At 61.1% G+C, this 229-nt stretch carries 1 protein-coding gene; it reads right to left on the minus strand.

Features of this window, described 5'->3' with window-relative positions; all coding sequences use genetic code 11:
- The coding region (gene sbcD / locus KVT34_RS31510; protein ID WP_217563420.1) for an exonuclease subunit SbcD at nucleotides 1-182 on the minus strand (182 nt) is incomplete at its 3' end.
- Nucleotides 183-229: the final 47 nt, after the last annotated feature.

Here is a 229-nt window from a genome sequence, read left to right on the forward strand (position 1 = left end):
TGCTCCGCAGCGGCAGGCGGATTGTCGGTGTCGTACACATCTCCCGCCAGCAGCACGAGATCGATACTCCCTTCTCTGTCAATACGGACGAGTTCGTCCACGAAAGCAACCTGGTCCTCAAACCGGCTCCGCCCTTCCAGGGTTCTCCCCAGGTGCCAGTCACCGGTGTGCAGGATGCGCATACCTACCCCCCAAACCTGCTTGTATCTGTAAAAGCGGCCGGCCCGCC

The sequence above is a fragment of the Paenibacillus sp. GbtcB18 genome, assembly GCF_019091125.1.
GTDB classification, from domain to species: domain Bacteria; phylum Bacillota; class Bacilli; order Paenibacillales; family NBRC-103111; genus Paenibacillus_F; species Paenibacillus_F chitinolyticus.